Annotated in this window: 16 protein-coding genes; 14 read left to right on the forward strand and 2 right to left on the reverse strand. The window is 41.7% G+C overall.

Going from position 1 to position 19,477, the window contains the following annotated elements; genetic code table 11:
- Positions 1-81 precede the first annotated feature (81 nt).
- Positions 82-549 (forward strand): hypothetical protein, encoded by a 468-nt coding sequence (locus GLIP_RS17620; RefSeq protein WP_008846043.1) that lies wholly within the window; start codon positions 82-84, stop codon positions 547-549.
- A 65-nt stretch (positions 550-614) separates the two neighbouring features.
- On the opposite strand, the gene GLIP_RS17625 is transcribed toward GLIP_RS17620, so the two are convergent.
- On the reverse strand, positions 615-1,520 hold the full coding sequence (locus GLIP_RS17625; RefSeq protein WP_226992244.1) for a GntR family transcriptional regulator: 906 nt from the start codon (positions 1,518-1,520) through the stop codon (positions 615-617).
- Positions 1,521-2,060: 540 nt separating this feature from the next.
- On the opposite strand from GLIP_RS17625, the gene GLIP_RS17630 reads away from it, so the two are divergent.
- The 12 genes from GLIP_RS17630 (at position 2,061) to GLIP_RS17685 (ending at position 16,267) form a co-directional block, all read left to right on the forward strand.
- Positions 2,061-2,366: a UxaA family hydrolase gene (locus tag GLIP_RS17630; RefSeq protein WP_008846046.1), complete on the forward strand. Its 306-nt coding sequence runs from the start codon at positions 2,061-2,063 to the stop codon at positions 2,364-2,366.
- Positions 2,363-3,556, forward strand: coding sequence for a UxaA family hydrolase (locus tag GLIP_RS17635; protein WP_008846047.1), 1,194 nt, complete (start codon positions 2,363-2,365; stop codon positions 3,554-3,556). The genes GLIP_RS17630 and GLIP_RS17635 overlap by 4 nt, the downstream gene beginning before the upstream one ends.
- A gap of 285 nt (positions 3,557-3,841) precedes the next feature.
- A complete protein-coding gene (locus tag GLIP_RS17640; RefSeq protein WP_008846048.1) occupies positions 3,842-6,052 on the forward strand; it encodes a VTT domain-containing protein in 2,211 nt (736 codons plus the stop codon).
- Positions 6,053-6,064: 12 nt separating this feature from the next.
- On the forward strand, positions 6,065-6,775 hold the full coding sequence (locus GLIP_RS17645) for an endonuclease/exonuclease/phosphatase family protein (protein ID WP_008846049.1): 711 nt from the start codon (positions 6,065-6,067) through the stop codon (positions 6,773-6,775).
- 779 nt (positions 6,776-7,554) lie between these two features.
- On the forward strand, positions 7,555-7,887 hold the full coding sequence (locus tag GLIP_RS17655) for an HVO_A0114 family putative DNA-binding protein (protein WP_040523465.1): 333 nt from the start codon (positions 7,555-7,557) through the stop codon (positions 7,885-7,887).
- Positions 7,877-9,139, forward strand: coding sequence for a DNA cytosine methyltransferase (gene dcm / locus GLIP_RS17660; protein WP_008846051.1), 1,263 nt, complete (start codon positions 7,877-7,879; stop codon positions 9,137-9,139). The genes GLIP_RS17655 and dcm overlap by 11 nt, the downstream gene beginning before the upstream one ends.
- Positions 9,126-11,069, forward strand: coding sequence for an McrB family protein (locus tag GLIP_RS17665; RefSeq protein ID WP_008846052.1), 1,944 nt, complete (start codon positions 9,126-9,128; stop codon positions 11,067-11,069). Before dcm ends, GLIP_RS17665 begins: the two co-directional genes overlap by 14 nt.
- An 85-nt stretch (positions 11,070-11,154) precedes the next feature.
- A complete protein-coding gene (locus tag GLIP_RS17670; protein ID WP_226992245.1) occupies positions 11,155-13,272 on the forward strand; it encodes a restriction endonuclease-like protein in 2,118 nt (705 codons plus the stop codon).
- 67 nt (positions 13,273-13,339) lie between these two features.
- Positions 13,340-13,687, forward strand: coding sequence for a hypothetical protein (locus GLIP_RS22365; protein WP_226992246.1), 348 nt, complete (start codon positions 13,340-13,342; stop codon positions 13,685-13,687).
- 100 nt (positions 13,688-13,787) lie between these two features.
- Positions 13,788-14,360: a hypothetical protein gene (locus tag GLIP_RS17675; RefSeq protein ID WP_226992247.1), complete on the forward strand. Its 573-nt coding sequence runs from the start codon at positions 13,788-13,790 to the stop codon at positions 14,358-14,360.
- Positions 14,361-14,458: 98 nt separating this feature from the next.
- Complete coding sequence (locus GLIP_RS17680; protein WP_226992248.1) at positions 14,459-15,196, forward strand: ATP F0F1 synthase synthase; 738 nt, start codon at positions 14,459-14,461, stop codon at positions 15,194-15,196.
- Between the two features lie 36 nt (positions 15,197-15,232).
- Positions 15,233-16,267: a virulence RhuM family protein gene (locus tag GLIP_RS17685; protein WP_008846055.1), complete on the forward strand. Its 1,035-nt coding sequence runs from the start codon at positions 15,233-15,235 to the stop codon at positions 16,265-16,267.
- Positions 16,268-17,650: 1,383 nt separating this feature from the next.
- Here GLIP_RS17685 and GLIP_RS17695 read toward each other — a convergent pair.
- Positions 17,651-18,514 carry a YicC/YloC family endoribonuclease gene (locus GLIP_RS17695; protein WP_008846057.1) on the reverse strand — a complete coding sequence of 288 codons (864 nt, stop codon included), beginning with the start codon at positions 18,512-18,514 and terminating at the stop codon, positions 17,651-17,653.
- Positions 18,515-18,761: 247 nt separating this feature from the next.
- Between GLIP_RS17695 and rph the strand changes: the two genes are divergently transcribed.
- Positions 18,762-19,475, forward strand: coding sequence for a ribonuclease PH (rph, locus tag GLIP_RS17700; protein WP_008846059.1), 714 nt, complete (start codon positions 18,762-18,764; stop codon positions 19,473-19,475).
- Positions 19,476-19,477: the final 2 nt, after the last annotated feature.

Consider the following 19,477-nt stretch of genomic DNA (forward strand, 5'->3'; position numbering starts at 1 on the left):
TACGCTTAGTGAAAAACAATGTTAATCTGCTACCACTATCGTCAAGTCATAAGACTTTTTACACTTTAGAAAGGACGCAAATTGAAAAAGTTGGCTGTAATTCTGTTATCCACTTCGATGCTTTACGGTTGTAATAAACTGCTTACCATCGATACCCTATATGCTCATTGTAACGATAAAAAACAACGCTCTATTATAAACTACATGGTGCAATTTCAGGTCGTGAAAGATATCAGCACTGCCCAGCTTCTGGAGCTGTTTGATGGTGAAATTAGTCAAACCGAAAGTGTTGATCTTTGCCAATGTTTTGTCACTAAATTCAAACGGCAAAGCGTTGAAGTGCAAACTAAATCTATTGAAAATATGCGTAGAATAAACGAACAACTCAAGGATGAGTTGAGCTTATTTACAAAAAAAGGTGTGCTTGGCAGAATGACCTATCGACAAGAATATCAGAGGATTGAGTCGCATTTTGAACAAATACCAGCAGTGCGCAGTCTTATTGCCCAAGCAAGTGAAAATAAGTTTCAACAGCAGAGATGCTTGTAAAGCCGAGTTGAAATTACTTACCAATAAGTATTGCCCAAAGCGTTTGTTTAGAGATGGTTAACGGGTTATTTCTCTAACCCATGCACACATCGTAATAGCGTGATTTCTGCTGTTTCCAAATGTGTTGCTAAACTCATGATGGCCCCCGCATTATTGTGTGTAATTAAATTATTCAACAAATCAATGTGTTCGTTAATCGCAACGGTAAAACGTTCAAGTTCCCCTTTCTTATCCCATTGATAATGATAATGGCAAACAAAAGAAACAATATCGAAAAACTGTTGGGTAAATCGATTTTTAACACTTTGTAAGATAATAAAATGTAACGCCCTGTCTAGATCAGGAAACTCCATGTAGCGATTTTCCATGTCGTTACTGACTTCTTGGTGTCTCACCAATAGTTCACGCAATTCTTCCCACACTGGATGATCTTTAGGACGTTTTAAAAGTTCGCTAATGGCATGCATTTCAACCATTTTTCTAAAAGAGACCAGCTCGCGAGCAAAATCTTCATCGAACTTCACCATTTTCCAACGACCGCGAGGGATTTTTTCAATTAGCCCATTGTTCGAAAATTTGATCAGAAACTCTCGAACTGTAATTGTGGTGCAGCCCGAATTTTTGGCCAAACTCAGTTCAGAAAACCTGTCTCCAGGTAACAATTGTCCGGTATTAATTAAATTGAGAAAGTACTTTTCGATTTGAATATCTTTTGTGGAATCTTTGTCTTTTATGTCAAAAAAATCAGTATCTTTTGGATTACGCAATACAACCTTGTTAGGACCATCTCTTTTGACTATCCCCTGCTCTTCTAAATACTCAACGCAAGATCTAACCGTGGTGCGACTAATATTTAAAAGCTTAGTGAGCTCAATATCATTCGCCATAACACTCTCTCCCTCAGGAAGGTCGAGTATTAGCTTCAGCATACGGTTAATCGATTGTTTAAAGAGATAGGTTTTACTACTCAAATCAGTTTCCTTGCAAATGATAAATTGTGGAACGACAAATTTTTAAATTTTCTTGTATGTAATTTAACAGATGATAATCAGAGAAGTATATTTTTTTATATAAATTAATACCTCTGGCCTTGTTTCAATGACTTTTTTAACTGTGATAAAAGATTACCGACCTTGTTTTTTCTGTCATTTTGAATTTAACAAATCACCCTCAATCGTAAGGTTACCCATCAAAATAATTCAACACACCCAAGCACAAAAAGAGCAGCTAATCGAACACATCAAAACAACAAGGTTAATTTTGTTTGTTTTTATTTAAAAGTTCACGATTATTTTTGTTAATGCGACTAAAAATCAACGCTCAAATGTTCTATTAAATATAATAATACATAAATTTATTGACCAGTATCCTAATCAATGATTAAATTAAATTTGGCTGAAATAAAACTTACCAATTATGACATCGAGGTTTATTCAATAATTAGTAGGTATGTACCTTTTTCACATAATGAAGGGAGTAGGTTAGCTAAATAGTCTTATTGGGAAATTTAAATGGTAAATAAACACTTTGTTTTATTAAGCAACGAAGACAATGTTTTCGTTTGTTGCAAACAGTTACTTAAAGGCAGTTCGGTGTCGCTTGAAGACGTCGATGTGACTATGACTGCTGATATTACTGTTGGTCACAAAATTGCCAGACGAAAAATTAGCAAAGGTGAAAAAATCATTAAGTACGGCGTTTCGATTGGCTCTGCAATTGAAGACATCAGTTTTGGTGAGCATATTCATATGCACAATATGAAGAGCGACTACATCGCCAGCCATACTCGCCAGAGTAAAGCTGGAGTGAAATCATGAAAGGCTATCTGAGAGCTGATGGCCGCAAAGGTATCCGCAACGTTGTGTTAGTCACATATCTTGTTGAATGTGCACACCATGTTGCCAGAGCAATTGTGAATAGATACGCACGCAATAACGTTCAGTTAATTGGCTTCCCAGGGTGCTATCCCAACGAATACTCTTTAAAAATAATGGAAAGACTCTGCACCCACCCCAACGTAGCAGGCGTATTGATTGTCTCTTTAGGTTGCGAAGGATTTAATCGTGAGCAATTGGCCAAAACCATTGAAGAAAGTGGAAGATCTGTAGACACCTTAGTGATTCAAAAGACCGGTGGAACACGCAAAACGATAGATGCAGGATTAGTCAGCGTTAACGACCTACTGGTTGAAGCTGAAAAAGTTGATTTAGTACCCATGGATATTAATGAACTGGTGGTTGGTACGATTTGCGGTGGCTCAGATGGCACAAGTGGGATTAGTGCTAATCCAGCGGTAGGCCATTGTTTTGATCAGCTTATTGCCAACGACGCTACTTGTATCTTTGAAGAAACCGGAGAGTTGATTGGTTGCGAACAGATTATGGCAGAACGCGCTATAACACCGGAACTAGGTGCTGAAATAATGAAGTCTGTTGAAAAAGCCGAAGTCTATTATACCAAAATGGGCTATGGCAGCTTTGCTCCTGGTAATGCAGAGGGTGGTTTAACCACTCAAGAAGAAAAATCTATGGGTGCTTATGCTAAGTCGGGCAGTTCAAAAATTCATGGTCTGATTAAACCGGGCGATCTTACCAGTCAGGGGGGCTTGTACTTGATGGATGTTGTTCCTGATGGAGAGCCACAATTCGGCTTTCCTAATATTGTAGATAACGCCGAAATAGTTGAAATGATTGCATCAGGTTCACATATCATCTTGTTTACCACCGGCAGAGGGTCAGTTGTTGGTTCAGCTATTTCTCCAGTGATTAAGGTTTGCGCTAACCCCGAGACTTACGACAACTTATCGGACGATATGGATATCAATGCAGGCAAAATAATCAACGGAGAAGCATCGGTTAGTCAAGTCGGTGACGAAATCTATCAACTTGTGTGCGATGTTGCGCAAGGTAAGCAGTCAAAATCAGAAGAACTAGGGCATCAAGAATTTGTACTCACCTACAAACGGTTCGAAGACATCGGCCCATCTTGTTTACCCACTGTTCGATAACTAAGCATTCAATTAACTCGAAGTTTATTATTTGTTTAACATTACACAAAACCAACGATAAGCTTCGATTCATATCTCAATACTCCCTGAAACCCCTTGATTAAACCGCTCGTCAAATGGTGAGGTTTTGATCTTAGCCTCAAAAAATTTTAGGGGCATCATTCTTGCTTACTCTTAGATATCTAAAATGAAATCGGCTGTAAATTGCTGTACAAACAGTGCTTTGTTAAATGGCACTGTTGTGATGTATGAAGCATTTACGCATTAAGTGGGAGATATTTACCGATGGATGCCGCCAATACAATTCTTCAAAATGACGAAGTTTACACACTAAAGAGTACCGCTCGATATGCGGCTCCCGTGGTTGATTGTGCAAATTACTATCGCGCCTTACATGAGGCGATTGAAAAAGCTCAGCGCTCAATCTTTATAGTAGGTTGGGATATAGATAGTCGTGTCCGCTTACTGAGAGGCGAAGAAGAGAAAGCGTCTGAATTACCATCTGTGATCAGTGAACTGATTAATCTGAAGGCGTCAGAAAACCCTGATTTACGCGTTTATTTGCTACGTTGGGATTCGTCCTTAGCTTTTTTCGGGATGCGTGAAATATGGGCTAAAGAGGTCTGGGATGAAAAAACACCTGAAAATGTGCATACCGTGCTTGATGGCAGCATACCTATGGGCGGAAGCCAACACCAAAAGATTGTGATCATTGATGATGAGTTGGCTTTCTCGGGCGGAATGGATGTTGCCGTGCACCGTTGGGACACGCGCGAACACCGCCTTGTTGAACCCGAGCGCGATGATGGTGATGGAAGCTATGGACCGTTTCACGATGTACAGGTTGCTGTGTCTGGTCCAATCGTTAAAGAATTGTCGAAGTTAGTGCGTTGGCGCTGGAATAGATTAGTTGATGAAACTCAACAAATAACCGAATCTACAGAACAAAGGCACCCTGACAACACAGATCAATTACCCAACTGTTGGCCGCAAAGTGTCAAACCGTTACTGGAAAATATTGATTGCGCGGTTTCGCAAACGATCCCCTTTATGGATGATGTCGAGCCGGTTCAAGAAGTGCGAAAAATGCTTTTAGCACTCATTGAACAAGCGGAAGAGTTTATTTATATCGAAAATCAATTTGCTAATCGAGGCGAAATTGCAGAAGCCCTAAATCGCCGGCTCAAAGCTTGTCCTAAATTACGTGTATTAATCGTTAGCTCTTATCAGCCTAAAGGAACGATGGAAACCGAAGCTTATTGGGCTGGGCGCATAGATTTCAAACGCATACTAGAAAACGGGATTGAAGATGAACGAGTACTGGTGGCTTATTCTGGATCGACCAACAAAGAAGGCGTTGAGGGGCAAAAACGTGTCCATGCAAAAGTCATGGTGATTGACGATGCCTACTTTGTAATCGGTTCATCCAATTTAAGCAACAGGTCAATGTCGTTAGATACTGAGTGTGACTTAACCTTTGTAGCCTCTACGGAAAAGCATAGAGAGCAAATCGCGTGGTTTAGGAATGATTTGATTAGCGAACACGCGGGGTGGTCGGTCGAAGATGTGCAATCCTTTATCGACGGTGAAAATACGTTTAAACAATTAACCCAATGTAAAGAAAAGTATGCTTATTGCCTACATGAAGCAGACGATAAGATTTTTACTGATCAGAGCTTACAACAACTTTTGACGCCTATTGGTGATCCACAGGAGCCTATTGTGCCTTCCATACCTTTGTTTAACGGAAAACGTCTGTCGATCCCTAATCCGAGTAAGCGTGGTCTAGTGATTACTGCCACGATAGTCATCATTGCACTGCTGGTGGGTGGCGGCTATTTGTTAAGCCAAAACGTAGATTGGATGAGTAAAGACCACTTGCAAGCTTTGCTAGAGTCTTTACGAGACAGTCCTTGGGCGATTATTGCGGTATGCGGTATTTATATTATTGCTGGAATATTATTTTTTCCGGTCACCGTACTCTCGCTGGCCGTCGCAATGGTTTTTGGTGCCGTGTGGGGCGTAATTTATGGCATGGCCGGCGTTATGGCCAGTACTGCTGTACTGTTTTTCTTTGGACATTTAATCGGTGATAAAGGACTACGTAGCTTTATTGGCCCGAAAATAAACAAAATTGACAAAAAATTTGCAGAAAACGGCATTTTCGGTGTCGCCGTAATTAGGATGATCCCCATAGCCCCATTTAGTTTGGTCAATCTAGTTGCCGGTATCTCATCGATAAAGTTGGTGTACTTTTTAGCGGGGACATTTTTAGGAATGTTACCTCCAATGATAATAAAAGGGGTTGTCGGCGGCTCAATTGCAGACATCATCCGCGACCCTACTCCAAAACATATTGGGTTACTGGTTGGTGGTCTTGTGGCGTGGATTCTACTTGCCTATGGTTCGCAAAAATTGGTTAATTATTTTCAAAACACTCGGGGTAAAAGTAAAAATCTAGAACAATCGGCAACCGAAGTTCACGAGCAAGTATAGAACTCATTTATTATGTCTATAAAAGTAATTTCATATAATATTCACAGTGGTATCGGAATAGATAACGTATTTGATTATGGACGAATAGGTGAGTTTTTGGCGAGCCAAAAAGCCGATATTGTTTGTTTGCAAGAAATGGATTTGCGCGCGCTTAATCTTGATAAACACGAGCAAATCGAACGTTTAAAAGCCAACTATTTTACCGAATTTATTGCCTCACCTGCCGTATTCACAGAATCTGGCTGGTATGGCAATGCGCTACTGTCACGATTCGCTCATCTTAGTCAGCGATCGGTAGATATCAGCGTCGAAACTCGCCAACCACGCAATATTCAAGATGTTCTTTTTAACATAAACGGCCACAAATTACGCATTTTAAATACCCATAAAGGGCTAAAACAACATGAACGCTTTGCACAATTCACCCAATTGAACGCGGTTGTTAACGAAATAATCAGCGAAGATGACACCCCACTTTTGGTTGCCGGTGATTTTAACGAATGGCAATTTTTCCCGCGAACCCTGCGTAGAATTAACAAAACCCTTAGGCCGATTCCGTTAGGCCCTACTTTCCCAAACAAATTTCCCTTATTCAAACTCGATCGTTTTTGGTGCAAACCTGATCAACTAGTCCAACAAGCAAGAGTGCTAAAAACCCCAGAAACACGAGTGTATTCCGATCATTATCCTATACAAGCTGAGCTTAACTTTGAATTAAGGTGAATGTTATTCGATGTTTTGGATCTGTTTATCGTTTTAAATTTCACGATTTCAGTAATAACAAGGCCTGCTAAGTACTTTTGACTCGTTTTTAAGCCCTCTTACTCACCAGTGTACTCACCATAAAGAAATCGAAAAAATTTATGAAAAAAATTAAAAAAATGCTCAATTTCTAACTGGGAAAGTTGGGATATGGGAAACATAAATAACTATCTACGTCAGTACAAACACAAAATGGTGAGTTTAAAGAGACATTCACAGATAACAAGTAATCGTTACGAGTAATCCAGAATTGTAACCTACTACCAGCTTTAACCAGGTAACATTTATCGGTAGCCCGAACGTGTTTGAGAGTTGTGCGCTCAATAGGTTTTGCCGACCTTGCTATATCACCAAATTCTACTTTTTTAGCCCTGTCTATAAAGTCCATAGATTTCATAGAAGCCCCTTTCGCTATGAGGTTGGTAAGTTTTAGGCGCTTGCCGCCTAAAGGCGCGCCATACCTCATGGCCAACACGCACTACGTAGAGAAAAGCCAGTCAAGCTAGAAATCGCCCGAAGGGTTGCGTAGCAAGGGGGCCCCGCTAGCGGGGTTCCGATTTATGGCTTTACGGGATTTGAACGAAGTGGTTTAGGGGGAAACGAAGTAAAACCTAGGATTACTCTTGCGCTATTATCATCAGTTGATAAGATATGTGACTTATGTATAAGTGTACAGTTGTAGATTGACTAATTGCTGTTTTTCTATAGTCAATCTAACGAATACACGATTTGAGTAAGTAATGAGAAAAGTTAAACATTCGCGCTGTGTTATTGGGATCAAAGGGCAAAGCCTCGACCCCGATTACCCCGTCGATATCTGGTTCGATTCGATGAAATCGGTAGCCAATGTGCTGTCGAAAGAAAACCAGCACTTGTTAAAAATAATCGCCGAGCAAGAGCCGCAATCAGTCACCGAGTTGGCCGCGCTTACCGACCGAGCGGTTAGTAATGTGTCGAGAACATTGAAAACATTGGGCAAGTACAACTTGGTTGAAATGCAAAGTACAAAAAACATGCATCGCCCTACAGTTAACCATCAAGCATTTTTAGTAGTAGTTAATAATGATCAATAAAAGCAACGTCCTTCTACAAGCAGAAGAAATTATTAAGCCCTTAGCAGTTGAGCATGTGCCACAAGACAGTGACGTTGAAGCTGTAATTGACCAATGGTTACACGCCATTGCAACCGATAGCCAGTTTTACTGTAATCCAGAAATCAGCAAGCCAGAACAACTCAAAGAAAGTGTAATCAGTCAGCTACAGCAAAATGGTTTATACACAAAGAGAGTCGAGTTCTTTAATGAGGTATTTGGTGCTTTAAAGCTAAAACCTGATTTTGACGGTAAGTTTCGCTTTATCGACTTATTTGCAGGGATCGGTGGGGTTCGACTAGGTTTTCAACAAAATGGCGGCATTTGTGTTTTTTCTTCCGAATTTGATAAGCATGCTCAGCAAACCTACAAAAATAATCATGGCGAGATTCCATTTGGCGATATTACAAAGATCCCCGCGAGTGAAATCCCTGATCATGACATTCTTTTGGCTGGCTTCCCATGCCAACCATTTTCGCATGCAGGCCTTAAACTAGGAATTGAAGATACCCGTGGTACTCTATTTCATGACATAGCCAATATTCTAGAAACGAAAAAGCCTAAGTTTGCGTTGCTTGAAAATGTGAAAGGTTTAATTAGCCATGATAAAGGCTATACGCTCAAGGTTATTTTAAAAACGCTAACCAAAATGGGATATAGCTGTAATATTCCTAAAAGTGTTATTGAGCATGGTTCTACAAAGGAAATTCAAGCCTTAGCCAAAGAAATGGTTCTGAAATCAGTGGACTTTGGAATACCGCAGAATAGACAGCGCATATACATCGTTTTATGGCGTGATGGCGAAGTTAAAAGTTTTGAGTACCCAAATCCACTAGGTATTGAAGTTAAAGTTGGTGATATGCTTGAGGAAAACCCAGATCCTAAATTAACTATTTCTGATAGATTATGGGAAGGCCATCAACGTAGAAAAATTGAAAATAAAAAAAATGGCAAAGGCTTTGGTTTTGGCTTGGTTACGGAAGCATCCCCCTATACCAATACTATCTCAGCACGATATTACAAAGACGGTAGCGAAGTACTGATTGATCAGGTTGGAAAAAATCCTCGGAAGATTAGTCCAAGAGAGGCAGCACGATTACAAGGGTTCCCTGATGAATTTGAACCAAGCGCTTCAAAAGTGCAAGCGTATAAACAATTTGGTAATAGCGTTACTGTTAATGTAATTGATGGATTAGCTAAAAAAATTAGGAATATATTAGATGGCATTAATTGATTTAAGTGAGAAGTTCAGAGAAATCAGAAGCTCAGTTGATGGGGTCAACTTTACTGATGTTAAGCTAACAGAAAAATTCAAAAAAGAATATGAGCTTTATCTTAGTGAGAATAGGGCAAATGGTTACTCTAAAGTAGAGTTTGCTGATTTTTCTACTAAAATCACCACATCAACTGGTAAAGCCATTTTTATCACTAACTTTTGGTTCTATATTGCTGCAGAGCTTTCTAATTACTTAGATGGTCTATCACAACAAAAAAATATTTTTAAAGATATATATAAGGATACAGATCTTCAACAAGCTGCCGTCGCTCTAAGAGATGGAGTTTCCGAACAAGAAAAAAGCAAGATTGAAAATTATTTCAGTTCAAAGGGTTATACAAATGATGATCTTGAGTGCTTTTTATCATTCGTATCGGATTACAAAAGTTGGGGAGGAGGTAAAACAATAGATCGCAATGATTACTACGTATCCCCATTATTGCAGGCTGGCAATTTGTTGGCAGAAACTCAAAGTGCAGTAGCTGAAATAGCAAAGCAACTGTCTGAAAACCCAGCACTAAAAAACTCATTTAAGCCCATATTCATACCTAAAGTGCAAAAATCAACGGAAACTCTTTTGAGTAATAAAAGTTGGGGATGCTCAAGTTTATCCAAACCATTCCTCCTTCTCGCTGGCATCTCAGGCACAGGTAAAACGCGTTTTGTACGCAAGCAATCAGAAGCTACCAAAAAGTTTGCAGAGACTTTCGGCTTAACGGTGAGCCGAGACGATATATATTGCTTAACCTCGGTGCGGCCCGATTGGCATGAGCCGAGTGATTTGCTGGGTTATATCTCCCGTTTAAACGGCGCTGCTAAATATATCACTACCGATGTATTGCAATTTATCGCCAAAGCTTGGCGTGCGATTGCTGATAGTGGCTTAACTATTGAAGCGCAAGAGAGCGAAGACCAAGGCGAGCGTTTAGTTGTGGCAGGTGAACGCGATGAGCTAGATAAGGTACTGCCTTACTGGCTGTGCTTGGATGAAATGAATCTTGCCCCTGTTGAGCAGTATTTTGCTGATTATTTGTCGGTACTGGAAACCCGCGAATGGAGTTGGACAGATGACAGCTTTACCTACAGCAGTGATGCCTTATTAAAACCCGCCACCATTAAAGAAGTCGCTGATATAGCAAAGCTGCGTAAAGCCCTAGGCTTTGATGGCGCGCAATACGATGAGTTGTGGGTACATATTTGCCAATATGGTTTAGGTATTCCGTTTAACCTGTTGGTCGCAGGCACGGTGAATATGGATGAAACCACCCATGGTTTTTCTCGCAAGGTGATTGACCGAGCGCTGAGCTTTGATTTTGGTGCGTTTTTCCCTAACGACTATAACGACTTCTTCACCCCAACCAGTTGCACTAAACGCCTTAGCTATCCTATTTGGTCAAACGCCAGCAAAGTGGATTTAGCTGATACTTTTGATGTTGATGGCACAAAAACGGTTGCGTTTTTATCGGCCGTTAATGCAGTGCTAAAAAATACACCGTTTGAGTTGGCGTTCCGTGCGCTCAATGAACTTCTTCTCGCGGTTGCCAGTAGCCACCCCCAAGATGACTTGACTTTAAAAGCCGTATGGGACGACTTTATGATGTGCAAGGTTCTGCCGCGTATCGAAGGCGATACCGACAAGCTGACCACATCAAATCGCAAGGATTTGCTGGAAGAGCTTAGCGCTGTGCTTTCAGACCAGTTAGCCCCTATTTGGCAAGCAGAACAAGGCGATAAGAATCAACGCCCTGACTTGTATCGCGAAAAAATAGTGGCCGATGGTGCTACTGATGAGGAAAAAGTACTTCTAATACCTTGCCGTTCAAAAGCGAAATTGAAGTGGATGAGTGAGCGATTAGCCAGTGCCACCTTTACCAGTTTCTGGCCTTAATGAGTCGGTGCTGTTTGATGCCTTCAGCAATGAATGCAACCTATAAGCAGAACCCGTACAGTGATGGTGTAAGGAGTGGTAGGGAATGCCGGAGTTAATACGATTACAAACCCCTGACTTTGAGTTTTCGGTCTGGGCGAATGATATTAGCCAGCGATTGAGCGTGTACCAGAATACAATGGCGCACAGGACGAGCGCTAATGATGTACAACCTAGCTACGAATTGCGCTTTGCGCCTGCGGCGCAGCTGAGCAATGCTATTGAACCGCAAGGGCTTCTAGCAGATGGCTTAGCGAAACACGCTGAGCTGACATTAAATTCTCCCTTGTTTTTTGAGAATACTCAGTACCAGTTTGAGTGGGTCTTTTTTAGTGAAGTAACTAATGCGCGGTTAACCCATCGCAGCCAAAGCGTGAATGAGGCATTTCGTTTTGCCCCCGAAGTAAAAACCGCAAGGGGCATAGTGCCCGCACGTTTAACCGGCACCATTAATACCGGCAATGGTGTGGGTTGGTTGCGTTTACCGCTCACTTTTGAGCTTAATGGCAAAACACAGACTCAGCATATTGCTTTTGAAGTGCTGCCAATCAAAATGGCACTTCACCAAGACTTGCCCGCCATGTACGAAGCCATCGACAAAGTTTACCCCCTTTGGCGCTTTAGTTTGGTCGAAAAAACCGAGCAAGATGCAGCGACCAGCCAGCAACGCGGACATTTTCCACTGATGTGGTTGGCTAATTTTGCCGCGTTACGGAAGCGTTTTGAGCAAGGCTTAAAAGTGATTTGTGCCGCACCACATAGCCGTTTGCAATCGACGGTAGCCAAAATCAAAGCGGCCAAATTAAAAGGCCGCCTACCACATAAGTTAGCGGAGCAAGTCAAACAAGACTTTGCGAATGGCCAGTACGATAAACGTTATGCGGTTGAAAAAAAGCAACTGAGTGTTGACACCCCAGAAAATCGCTTTATCAGAATGGCGGTGAGTAAATGCAAGCGGCAATTAGCGGAGTTTGAACAAAAGCTTAGGCAGAGTAACCAAGCACCAGAACGGCAACGGTTGTCAGATTCATTTTTAAATGAGCTGCATAGTTGGCAGCAGCCGCTACGAAAAATTTTAAGTCAAAGCTTTTTAAAAGAGGTTGGTGCATACACAGGGTTAAACCGTGAGTCGTTAGTGCTACAGCAAAAAACTGGTTACAGCGCGGTGTATCGTATTTGGCAGGAGCTGAAATTTTATTTAGATGTGTTTGGCAATCAGTCGAGCATTTCAATGAAATCAGTGGCCGAGATTTACGAAGTGTGGTGCTTTTTGTGTTTGAAACAGATTTTAGAGCAGGATCTCGGCTTTGAATTGGTGGAAAACGGGGCGACTAAGCTCGCCCAAAATGACTTTTTTGAGTACCAACTTAAAGATGGGTTTGCCGGTGCCTTTCGTTTTAAACGCAGTGATGGTGTGACCGCTAGGCTGGCACACGAGCCTAAATTTACCAAAAAGGGCCAATCAATCCGCTCGTATTTGGTGAACCAAGAGCCGGATATTGTGTTGGAAGTGACACTGCCTAAAAGCGCTGATTTAACGAAAGCAGACTCATCAGAAGAAAAGCAGTTTATTTGGCTGTTTGATGCCAAGTACCGCATTAAAACCGAGAAAAACCGCTTTGATGACAGCAATGAAGATATCGAAAGTAAGGATTACGTACCAGACGATGCCATCAACCAAATGCACCGTTATCGGGATGCCTTGATTCGCCTATCAGAGCCCCGTTTGTCTGAGTCACCATCCAGTAAAATCGAAGGACAACCTGTTAAAAAAAGCCGCCCAGTTTTTGGCGCTTTTGCTTTATATCCAGGCTTTTTTGATCAAGCCACAACACCCAACCCCTACGCAGCCGCAATAGAAGAAGTAGGTATTGGCGCATTTGCACTATTACCCAGCCAAGATGAGCCTTGTCAAAGTGATCCTATTCAGACTAAGAATAATTATTCCGGTCATAAGTGGTTGCTAGAGTTTTTGCAAGAGCAAATTGGCACAGTGCCAAATGCACAAATAGGGCAAAGTAATGAAGCTATGTACCCTGTGGCTGGCATGGCGGAAAGGCTCTACGTACAGGAAGCGGCACGCATACCGTATTATGGCATGCGCCAAGTGCTGTACCCTGATTTGACGATGACAGTGGCATTGGGGGGGGCAACGAGGTCGTGATAATGACTACTTTGAAAAATTTGAGCAAGGTACAGCACAGTGGTATCACCTGCCGCAAAGTACATTTTTGCAGAAATTTAAGCAGCATATTGCCGAGGAAATTCGCTATTTAGCGTTGGCGTCTACCTCTGACACCCAAAGTTCAACCAAGCAAATTGACAAACTTTGGCCGGTTAAACAAGTTGCAGTGTTACCACGCTACGGCATTACCGAAAATCAATCGGGTAAGAAGTCAGGCTCTGCTGATTTGTATTATTTATTTGAGCTGGGTAAACCGCTCTCGCTACAAACACCGGTGACCAACGTGCCACATCGACCCATGAAAAACTCGATGAAACTCACAACTTTAACTTGCCTAGAGAGTGTCACTAAGTTTGCTGAGGTTGAAAAGGTCTACGAAGGGGCAATGGCGTGATCATACGAGTTTTATCGTTTATGCAGGAGGTGAAGAAAATGGCTGCCAGTATCTCTAAAGATCGACTCAGAAATTGGTTTTTTGCAATGATAGTGAATGAGTGAGTGATATTAAAATGATAAATACTGCGTTTCGGGTCTTACTCACCGCCAATGCCACATCGCTACTGGTGATTATCTTTTTGGTGCAAAAAGGAGTCACGCTGGCCCAATTATTCGGTGGTGCAGATTGTTTAAACTGGACAGTAAAACTTCCGAACGCAGTCTCTTATTTGTTTTATTTGGCCATACCCATTTTATCAACAGGCTTGAGTATATGGCTAAGTAAATACTTAGGTAAAGACGAGTTCAATGCGGGTGAAGTTTCCAGTATCGAACACGCAAATAACAGCTTTCTACCCAGTTACTTGGGCTACTTTTTTGTGGCGTTGAGCATAGGCAATTTAGAAACTCTGTGGTTTGTGTATGGGATATTGTTCGTGTTCACCTTTCTTTCGCAGGCACTCTACTTTAATCCGCTGTTTTTATTGTTTGGTTATGAGTTTTACAACATCACGACTAAAAACGGCACAGCAATTTTTTTGATCAGTAAAGAGCGCTACAAAAAGCCTGATGACATTCAAATACCCTTGGCTTACCGCATTAACAATTACACCTTTATCGAGCGAGGATAGTGATGGACCATATACTGGCACACATAAAAACAAGAGCAAAAAAACGTACTTTTAAATTAGTTTCCGATCAATCTCTATTTGGTACAGTTAACGTCGATTTGAATGCCTGTATTCCATATGATCCTGACCATAACCTCGATGAAGACTCATGGTTCAAAATTGAAGGGTTTAGCAGGCAAGCCTACTGTTTAGATCTATTGAAAAAAGAGTTCGATTCGAAAGACTACAATGATTTAACTAAGGATAATTTTTCTAGTATTGCTTATTTGTTTGCTGTTCAGGGCGAAAATTTTTATTTTCAAAAAATAACCCCTAGCCTTTTTGTTAAGCGCAAAACACTTGTATTTGGTGAAACGGCTGAGCTTGAAAAAAGTCAAACGCGCTTGGTAATTAATGCCTTACCTGATGCAGTGTATTTCAAAGCAGCAGATACTTTAATATTCAAAAAACTGGCAACGATTTCAAGTATATTTAAAGGTATAGATGAACTGTATAAGGAAGCGACAAAAGAAGAAGTTGAACAGTTCTTAGACGAGTCATTTATAGAACTGAGCAACAATTACAGCGTTGAAAAAGTTTCAAAACCAAATCGAAAACGCATTGGTCTTGCAATGAAAACACTGGACGGAATGTCAGTCGATGATAAAACCAATATGCTTGAATACATAGATGGATACTGCGAGCAAAAACTTAAATTCGATCAACAGAATAAAAAGTTTGAAATATCAACTGATGAAGACTTGAAATTGTTGGTTTACGGCATTGAACAGCGCTTTTATACCACCCCCTTTGGTAAGGAAAGACGCATTGCAAATTCAGTACAAGCAATAAATTAAAAAATGGTATCAGACAAAGCTAAGAAGGTTGAATGAATGACAAATAATATTCCTCAAGCCCCTCAAGGAGAGTTTGTTCTATTTACCAGTGCTGATGGTCAAACCCGCGTTGAATGCCGTTTTGAATTAGATACTTTGTGGCTTTCTCAGGCTGCAATGGCCGAGCTTTATGATAAGGATGTCCGGACAATTAATGAACATCTAATCAATATCTATAACGAGGGTGAGCTTGTACAAAACGCAACCATCCGGAAATTCCGGATAGTTCGACTAGAAGGTACTCGCCAAGTTTCTCGTGAGATTGACCACTACAATCTCGATGCAATTTTGTCTGTAGGCTACAGGGTTCGTTCGCAACGAGGTACGCAATTCCGCCAATGGGCAACGCAAATCCTGAAAGAATATCTTATCAAGGGGTTTGCTATGGATGATGAGCGTCTGAAAAATCCGCCCGTTGGTAATTCTGCGGTACCAGATTACTTCGATGAAATGCTGGAACGTATTCGCGATATCCGCGCCAGTGAGCGTCGTGTTTATCTGCGAGTGAAAGAAATCTTTACCATGGCTGCTGATTACGAGCCATCTAACCAAGATACAAACCGTTTCTTTCAAACCATCCAGAACAAGCTTCACTATGCCTGCACAAAAATGACTGCGGCTGAGTTGATTGCCAGTCGAGTGGATGCCAGTAAACCAGATATGGGCTTAACAAGTTATAAAGGCGATGAAGTCCGCAAGACAGATGTCACCATTGCAAAGAACTATTTGCGTGAAGATGAAATTAAAGAGCTCAATCGTATCGTAAATATGTGGCTCGATTTTGCAGAGGACCAAGCTCTTCGCCGCAACCAAGTCTTCTTGCACGACTGGGCCGAAAAGCTTGATCAGTTTTTGGACTTTAATGATAGAGATGTATTGAGCGGTGCCGGAAGAATTTCCAAAAAAGCGGCAGATGATAAGGCTAAGCTGGAATTTGATAACTTTGCAGAAAAGCGTCGCCTACTAAAAGAGGCTGAAGGCGCGCAAGTCAATATCGCAGCCCTTAAGGCAATACTTAAAAAAGATAAATAGAAACAATCAAAGTCATAAAAGCAGCACACACCAATTCTTAAGAAAAACAGCCCAATATAATGGGGTGCGCGTGTACTACACGACTATCCTCGAAGACTACAGACGATAAACCCTAGGATTACACGTCTCCAGGGTCGCACTTTGATGCACCATAGCCCTGTCTCATGTGGGCCGTTACTATCGATAACGAATCGCAGTGTCGCCCGTCAAGGCCTCTGCTCATGATGCCTCGATACCCAATCCGCCTTGAAAAATTGCAGGGCCAGAAGAGGGATGGAGATTTGAGCGTGTCAAAAAGGTGTTGCAATCTCTGATCACTGTGATAATTTTATTTATGAATTAGCTCGAATTGAGCATCAAGAAAAAGGGCGTATCCACTGCCCGCAACACGTTCCTGAGGAGCTGCATTCGCAGCATTATGGGTCACACGACCACCCCACTATAAACAACACAAATATAAACCACAGTAGTTCGCGCTGTATTTCAACAGAAATCACACGGCTCAGCTTTGTTGCTTTAGACCAGTTAGCCTTTATGTCTTATGACAATATGCTCAGTTACGCACCGTTCATATGGATTTAAAACTTACCTATTTGGGCATTTCGCCCTCTAGTCTTTGGTTTGGTGTTTTTCTCATTACTTTCAAAATCAATTTTTAAATTTATGAGGAGCATGAAATGAGCCAATTAGGATATCGTCTTCACAAATGGTGAACAACACACACCGCGAAAGTAGCTTTAGCACTAGAGCTTCCCGACGCAATGTTTTAAACCTTCCAGCAGTATAGCTACTTAGCCATGGTTATAGATTAAGAGATCCATCAGGTCTTAAAACCAGACATTTCAATCATGTTGTTAGCAACCATTTGGCTAGATGTTCGCAATAGCACTGAAAGCTCAGAATGTAAGAAAGTTATTACGAAGCTTTCCAAGTTAATCAATAAATGGCGGCTTAGCTTGAATCCTCGAGGGGAATCACATGATGGGAGCATTGGCTTCTTCGAATCAGAGCTTGAGCTGGCTTCGTACACCCTTCAGCAGCTGTTCAAATCGGAACTAATAGAGTCCATTATATGCTTCAAAAAGATTGGGCCATTTCAGACCAGTATGGTTCGCCACGCTTCGGAGCGACGAAGGACGAAGGACAATCCATTACAATCGGATGTTTTACTTGGCTGACCTTTAGCAAGTATATTGACTTGTTTAACTGTTAAATTTGGCATTTTTCACCTCATTTACTCACCAGTAGTTTGAGACTAGCAGCGAAAAATACTCACCAACTGGATGAAACAGAATGAAAAAATGTGGAACAATAAAAAACAAAACCTCGCTGCAAAGCAAGGTTTTTCAGTTAGTTATTAGTTTGTGTTAGTTCTGCTGAACTTTATTCAATATTCTGAATTTGCTCGCGCATCTGCTCAATTAAAACTTTGAGTTCGACGGCTGATTGAGTGATGTCGGCGTGGATTGATTTTGATCCTAAGGTGTTCGATTCGCGATTGAATTCTTGCATCATAAAATCCAGTCTTCTGCCGCAGGCGCCGCCTTTTTTTAGGATGTTTTGGGTTTCGCCAATGTGTGAGTTGAGTCGGTCGAGTTCTTCGGCTACGTCGACTTTTTGCGCCAGCATGATCATTTCTTGCTCTACTCTGCCTTCTTCGAGCTCAATTTTTGCTTCTTCAAATCGGCTTAACAGGCGCTCTTTTTGCCATGTGATTATTTCTGGCATTCTGGCACTGACAATTTTAACTTGTTCTTGAATACCGTCGAGCCGTTGTTCAATCATGTCTTTTAAGTTAACGCCTTCGGCTGCACGTGCTTTGATGAAATCGTTTAGGGTTTCATCAAAGCTTTTCATGATATCGGTTTGTATGCCATCCATGTCGGTTTCGACTGTTGCCATTACGCCAGGCCAACGCAAAATATCAACAGGATTCACGCCGCTAGACTGGCCGTGTGATTGAACCCAATCTGCTGCTTTTAGCAGTTGTTTGGCAAGATCTTCATTGAGGTTTAATTCGCCGGCGGCTGCGTCATTAGGGATATAACGCAAAGCACATTCTACTTTGCCTCGTTGCAGGCGTTTTCTGAAGCGTTCGCGAAGCATGGGTTCAAGCGAGCGAAATTGCTCAGGTAAGCGAAAGAATGTTTCTAGGTAGCGTTGATTGACGGAGCGAATTTCCCATATAGCGGTGCCCCAGTCAGCTTTTAGTTCTGTACGGGCAAATGCGGTCATGCTGTAAATCATGGGAATTCCTCAGTTTAATAAATTTTAGACGCTGGCATAGTCTACGCTATTGTATTAAATGCGCACTGGTTTTTGTAGGTCTGATGTAGCACGGGATTTATCTCGTGGGGTTTGGTGGTTTGTTCACTGGGCTGAAGCTCAGCTTACAGGTGTGTTTGACCTTTCGGTCGTATTTATTTCATTGCTGGCTGCAACATTCCCTAGAGTTACGCTATAATCCTGCGCCATATCAATTAGGAGTGAAAATATGCGTCCAAGTGGAAGAACTGCTAGCCAAATCCGTCCGGTTACAATTACTCGCCAGTTTACCTGTCATGCAGAAGGTTCTGTTTTGGTGGAGTTCGGTAATACTAAAGTTATCTGTAACGCGACTGTAGAAGAAGGCGTACCTCGTTTTATGAAAGGTCAGGGAAAGGGCTGGATCACGGCAGAATACAGCATGCTTCCGCGTTCTACGCATACGCGCTCGGGTCGTGAAGCCGCTCGTGGTAAACAAGGCGGACGCACGTTGGAGATACAGCGTTTGATAGCTCGTTCATTGCGCGCCGCGGTAGATTTGAAACTTTTAGGCGAGAATACAATTACGCTTGATTGTGATGTTATTCAGGCTGACGGTGGTACTCGTACTGCGTCAATTACTGGAGCATGTGTGGCTCTAGTTGATGCGCTAACGTTTATGCGCAGTAAAGGCATTATCAAAACTAACCCGCTTAAATTCATGATTGCTGCGTTATCAGTCGGTGTTTACAAAGGTAACGCGATTGCTGATCTGGAGTATTTGGAAGATTCTGATGCAGAAACTGACATGAATGTTGTAATGACTGAAACCGGTAAGCTAATCGAAGTGCAAGGTACAGCAGAAGGCGAACCCTTTAGTTTTGATGAAATGAATGAGATGTTGGAATTAGCCAAGCACGGTCTTCGTGAGTTATTCGACATCCAAAAAAGCGCTTTGAACTAGAA

This window comes from Aliiglaciecola lipolytica E3, assembly GCF_000314975.1.
GTDB classification, from domain to species: domain Bacteria; phylum Pseudomonadota; class Gammaproteobacteria; order Enterobacterales; family Alteromonadaceae; genus Aliiglaciecola; species Aliiglaciecola lipolytica.

Excerpts from the sequence above, each read along its gene's own strand:
- GLIP_RS17670 (WP_226992245.1), top strand. The coding sequence starts at position 11,155 with ATGCCGGAGTTAATACGATTACAAACCCCTGACTTTGAGTTTTCGGTC.
- dcm (WP_008846051.1), top strand. The coding sequence starts at position 7,877 with ATGATCAATAAAAGCAACGTCCTTCTACAAGCAGAAGAAATTATTAAG.
- GLIP_RS17655 (WP_040523465.1), top strand. The coding sequence starts at position 7,555 with ATGAGAAAAGTTAAACATTCGCGCTGTGTTATTGGGATCAAAGGGCAA.
- GLIP_RS17630 (WP_008846046.1), top strand. The coding sequence starts at position 2,061 with ATGGTAAATAAACACTTTGTTTTATTAAGCAACGAAGACAATGTTTTC.
- GLIP_RS17635 (WP_008846047.1), top strand. The coding sequence starts at position 2,363 with ATGAAAGGCTATCTGAGAGCTGATGGCCGCAAAGGTATCCGCAACGTT.
- GLIP_RS17685 (WP_008846055.1), top strand. The coding sequence starts at position 15,233 with ATGACAAATAATATTCCTCAAGCCCCTCAAGGAGAGTTTGTTCTATTT.
- GLIP_RS17645 (WP_008846049.1), top strand. The coding sequence starts at position 6,065 with ATGTCTATAAAAGTAATTTCATATAATATTCACAGTGGTATCGGAATA.
- rph (WP_008846059.1), top strand. The coding sequence starts at position 18,762 with ATGCGTCCAAGTGGAAGAACTGCTAGCCAAATCCGTCCGGTTACAATT.
- GLIP_RS17665 (WP_008846052.1), top strand. The coding sequence starts at position 9,126 with ATGGCATTAATTGATTTAAGTGAGAAGTTCAGAGAAATCAGAAGCTCA.
- GLIP_RS17695 (WP_008846057.1), bottom strand. The coding sequence starts at position 18,514 with ATGATTTACAGCATGACCGCATTTGCCCGTACAGAACTAAAAGCTGAC.
- GLIP_RS17640 (WP_008846048.1), top strand. The coding sequence starts at position 3,842 with ATGGATGCCGCCAATACAATTCTTCAAAATGACGAAGTTTACACACTA.